The 318-nt window shown below is 40.3% G+C and carries 1 protein-coding gene; it reads left to right on the top strand.

From position 1 onward, the window contains the following. Positions 1-318 (top strand): SspB-related isopeptide-forming adhesin (locus tag HMPREF2810_RS12555; RefSeq protein ID WP_141750874.1); only part of this gene is annotated, 318 nt, incomplete at both ends.

The raw sequence follows: 318 nt of genomic DNA on the forward strand, positions 1-318 counted from the left end.
TCTGCCAAAGACCCACAAGCCTTTATTCTAGCGTATGGTGGGCAAGAATTGCGTGTAACGCTCCCTACAAAAGTCAAAGCCAATGTTTCTGGGGATGTTTATAATTCAGCGGAACAAAATACATTTGGCCAACGAATTAAAACCAATACCGTTGTCAACCATATTCCAAAAGTGAACCCTAAAAAAGACGTGGTTATTAAAGTCGGTGACAAACAAAGTCAAAATGGCGCTACAATCAAATTAGGGGAGAAATTCTTCTATGAATTTACAAGTAGTGACATTCCTGCAGAATACGCTGGTGTTGTGGAAGAATGGTCG

It is taken from the genome of Enterococcus sp. HMSC078F03 (assembly GCF_001811595.1).
GTDB classification, from domain to species: Bacteria; Bacillota; Bacilli; order Lactobacillales; family Enterococcaceae; genus Enterococcus; species Enterococcus faecalis.